This window comes from uncultured Campylobacter sp. (assembly GCF_938018145.1).
Classification (GTDB): Bacteria; Campylobacterota; Campylobacteria; order Campylobacterales; family Campylobacteraceae; genus Campylobacter_A.
Map to the genome: position 1 here is coordinate 1 of NZ_CALIII010000158.1, position 4,210 is coordinate 4,210.

Here is a 4,210-nt window from a genome sequence, read left to right on the forward strand (position 1 = left end):
TCGGCTAAATTTGAAAGCCGAATTTAAAAAAAAGAGCGGCGAAGGCTCAAATTTAACCCTCGCCGCAAGAAATTATCGGCTCAAATTTACACGCTCAAAGATCGGCGCGTAAAAATCAAATTTATCTAGATAGCTTTAGCAGATAGCCGTCCTGCGTCTTTTCGATCTCGTGCTTGTAGCTGCCGTCGAGATCAAAAACTACGCGGTAAAATTTGCCGTGCGAGCCAAAAAGCGCCGTTTTAAACGCGCCGCAGTCAAGCTCGTCTTTTCTCGTATTTACGTCCGTTTGCGAGGCGAAGTCGATCACGACCTTGGTGCCTTTGCTGATAGAATAGTCCTTTAGCTTCTCGTCGGTCGTGAGGATTTTAATCTGCATCGGATAGATCTCAAATTTCGTCTGCTTATAGACGATTTGCTTTTGCGGTTGCGGCTTTTCAAGCGGTTTTATGACGACGTCTTTTAGCGGCTCTTGTGTTGTCATATTGCGCTCGGTAGGCTTTGGCGCGACGTCTATCGCGGCGGCTTTTGGCTCCTCTTTAGTGACCGAGACGTCGGGCTTTTCTACGACGACGGGTACTGCGATCTTACTTAGCAAAAACTCATCCTGCCACGAGATGCTTTTGTTTATATCGACGGTTTTTTCCTTGATACTGCCGTCGAGGCTTTTGTATTTTAGCGTGACGGAGATGAAGTTTCTAGCGTCGGCGGGAAATTTGAAATTTTGCTTCTCAAAAGGCGGCAAATTTTCCACAACGTTGCTGCTAGCCATGCTCGCGTTTACATCGCCCGAGGGCGCAAAAGGATTTTCTCTGCCAAAAGCCAGCCCGCAGGCCAGCGCCAAAAGCCAAATTTTACCGATTTTCATAACTCCCCCGTTTTTAAATTTATAAAGCTAAATTTACCCGCCGCTGCTTGGCTCAAGCTCTTTTAGCTCGAAATACGCCTTTTGCAGCTGGGCGTTTTGTTTTTTTAGCGTTTCGACGTCGCGTTCTAGTTGCGTTTTTTGCTCTTGTAGGCTTAGCATCACGTCTAGCGAGCGCTTGCCAAAGATTATGTTGCCCACGTAGATACCAAAACATATCACGCAAAACGCTATAAGCGTAAATCTGAGAAAAAGCCTGAAATCAAACGGCTTTTTCTCGACGTATTCGTCTAGGACTTCGCTCAAATTTGATTTCCCAAAAACTCGTCCGTCTCGCGCTCGATCTCAAGCAGGCGGTTGTATTTGGCGTTGCGTTCGCTTCTTGAGGTCGCGCCCGTTTTGATTTGGCCCGTATTCATCGCGACGGCGAAGTCCGCGATAAAGCTATCCTCGCTCTCGCCGCTTCTGTGGCTCATCACGCAGCGGTAGCCTTTGCGCTGCGCTAGGCGGATCGTCTGCATAGTTTGGCTTACGGTGCCGATTTGATTTGGTTTTATTAAAATCGCGTTGCCTACGCCTTTGGCGATGCCTTCGCGCAAAATTTTCTCGTTCGTTACAAATAGATCGTCGCCCACGAGCTGCACTTTAGAGCCAAGCTTGCTCGTTAGCTTCGCCCAGCCCGCCCAGTCGTCCTCGCTTAGGCCGTCTTCGATCGAAAATATCGGATACTTCTCGCAAAGCTGTGCGTATCGCTCTATCAGCTCTTCGCTGCTAAATTCCTTGCCTTCTAGCTTATATTTGCCGTTTTCGTACAGCTCGCTAGCTGCGACGTCAAGGGCTAGCTTGATCTGCTCGCCTGCCTTGTAGCCCGCTTTTTCGATGGCTTGCATGATTAGTTTGATCGGCTCTTCGTTATCGTTTAAATTTGGCGCAAATCCGCCCTCGTCGCCCACGGCTGTGCTGTGACCCGCCGCGTTTAGAAGGCCTTTTAGCGTGTGGTAAATCTCCGTCGCCGCTCGCAGTGCGTCGCTAAATTTATCAAAACCAAACGGCATAATCATAAATTCTTGAAAATCCACGCTGTTGTTTGCGTGCGCGCCGCCGTTGATAATATTAAACATCGGCACCGGAAGCACAGTAGCGTTTGCGCCGCCTAGGTAGCGGTATAAAGGCACGTCAAGGCTCTTTGCCGCCGCGCGAGCTACCGCCATAGATACGCCAAGCACCGCGTTTGCGCCCAAATTTGAGTAGTTATCGGTGCCGTCAAGCTCGCGCATCTCGTCATCAAGCGCCTTTTGATCAAAGGCATCCAGCCCGATCACGGCCTCCGCGATCTGCGAATTTACGTTTTCTACCGCCTTTAGCACGCCCTTGCCGCAGTATCTTTCGTCTTTATCGCGAAGCTCCAGTGCCTCGCGTTTGCCCGTGCTTGCGCCGCTTGGGACTATCGCGCTTGCTACGGTGCCGTCGCTTAGAGCTACGGTCGCCTTCACGGTCGGGTTGCCGCGGCTATCAAGCACTTCTATCGCGGTTACGTCTTCTATAAATACCATTGTTTTATTCCTCCGTATTTTCTTCTATGCTTTCGCTTTCGTCGTCGCTATCTTTGCCGCCCGCGCCGCTTATTAGCTTATCTAGGCCGATCGAGCTTTTTATCGTAGCTACGATCTCGTCTGATATCTCGGGGTGTTCTTTGAGATAGGCTTTTGCGTTTTCGCGGCCTTGGCCGATTTTGGCGGCTTTGTAGCTAAACCACGCGCCGCTTTTGTCGATGATATCGAGCTTCACGCCGTAGTCGATGATCTCGCCGTCGCGGCTGATACCCTCGCCGAACATTATGTCGAATTCCGCCGTTTTAAACGGAGGCGCAACTTTGTTTTTCACGACTTTTACCTTCGTGCGGTTGCCGATAGGCTCTTCGTTTTGTTTTAGCGTGGCGATTTTTCGCACGTCTAGGCGCACTGAGGCGTAAAATTTAAGCGCGTTACCGCCCGTAGTGGTCTCAGGAGTGCCGTAGCCCATCGCTCCGATTTTCATACGAATTTGGTTGATAAAGATCACGGTCGTGTTCATCTTGTGCACGACGCCGGCTAGTTTGCGCAGCGCCTGACTCATTAGACGAGCCTGCAGACCTACGTGCTGATCGCCCATGTCGCCCTCGATCTCGCTTTTTGGCGTTAGCGCCGCGACGCTATCAACGACGATCAGCTCGACCGCGCCGCTTCTAGCGAGGTTTTCTACGATTTCTAGCGCCTGCTCGCCAAAATCGGGCTGGCTAACGTAGAGATTTTCGGTATCTACGCCCAAATTTGCCGCGTATTTCACGTCTAGCGCGTGCTCGGCGTCGATAAAGGCGCACGTAGCTCCGGCTTTTTGCGCTTCGGCGATGATATGTAGCGTCAGAGTCGTTTTACCCGAGCTCTCAGGCCCGTAAACCTCGATAATACGGCCCTTTGGGATACCGCCGATACCAAGGGCTAGGTCAAGTCCTAGCGAACCCGTAGAGATACTATCTATGGCCTCGACCTGTTTGTCGCCCAGGCGGATTAGCGTACCCTTGCCGAACGCTTTATCTATCTGCTTTAAAGCCGCGTCTAAGGCCTTTTTCTTGTCCGAATCGTTTGTCGGCGGGACTATCTTTTTCTCTTCTTTTTCTTTTGCCATCGGCTTCCTTAAATTTAAAATAATCGTGCTGATTTTATCAAATTTGAGATGAATTTTTGATTATTCGCGCAAATTTGAGACGGGTTTGGGCGCGGTCAAATTTAGCCTAAATTTACGCCTTTTTTAAAACGTAAAGCAGCTCGCTCACGTGCGTCGGACGGCTGGCTAGATTTCTACTACCGCGAAAGGCGTTGTATTTTTGCTCCAAAATTTGCACTTCGCCGAGCCTTGCTAAATTTTGGCTAAATTCCTCGCGCGCGATGAAGCCCTCGGAGTTAAACGAGATGAGCACGAATTTAGCTTTTAGCTTTGAGATTAGCTCGAAAAACGCGGGCGCGGCGGCTGATTTTTGATTAAAAACCGAGCGGTTCCAGCCCCTAGCGATACCCGAAACCCGCGAGATTTCGCTCGGACGCTCGTAGCTAGCGATCAAATTTAACATAAAGTAGTTCGAGCCGTAGGGGTGCTGGTTATAAGGCGGATCAAGATAGACTAGATCAAGCGGCGGAAGCTCGGCGGCAAGCCCCTCGGCGTCTCGTCTTTGCACTTCAAATTCGACGTTAAAATTTGAAAAAACGGGCTTAAGCAAGCTAATGTCGGCCGTGATGCGAGATAGCGCGTGTTTGCCGCGTCCGCCAAACTGCCCAAGGCCGTCCTTGTTTTTATGAAAACCCTTGAAAATAC

General features: G+C 50.2%; 5 protein-coding genes. All 5 read right to left on the reverse strand.

The window, feature by feature from the left end; translation table 11 throughout:
* Positions 1-121: 121 nt before the first annotated feature.
* Positions 122-865 (reverse strand): AMIN domain-containing protein, encoded by a 744-nt coding sequence (locus Q0338_RS03540; RefSeq protein WP_298085558.1) that lies wholly within the window; start codon positions 863-865, stop codon positions 122-124.
* 33 nt (positions 866-898) lie between these two features.
* The gene (locus Q0338_RS03545) at positions 899-1,168 is read right to left on the reverse strand and encodes a hypothetical protein (RefSeq protein WP_002953583.1); all 270 of its coding nucleotides are present in this window, start codon (positions 1,166-1,168) and stop codon (positions 899-901) included.
* Positions 1,165-2,415: a phosphopyruvate hydratase gene (gene eno, locus Q0338_RS03550; RefSeq protein ID WP_298085559.1), complete on the reverse strand. Its 1,251-nt coding sequence runs from the start codon at positions 2,413-2,415 to the stop codon at positions 1,165-1,167. Before eno ends, Q0338_RS03545 begins: the two co-directional genes overlap by 4 nt.
* Positions 2,416-2,419: 4 nt before the next feature.
* Complete coding sequence (recA, locus tag Q0338_RS03555) at positions 2,420-3,526, reverse strand: recombinase RecA (RefSeq protein ID WP_122862405.1); 1,107 nt, start codon at positions 3,524-3,526, stop codon at positions 2,420-2,422.
* 112 nt (positions 3,527-3,638) lie between these two features.
* The coding region (locus Q0338_RS03560; protein WP_298085560.1) for a DNA adenine methylase at positions 3,639-4,210 on the reverse strand (572 nt) is incomplete at its 5' end.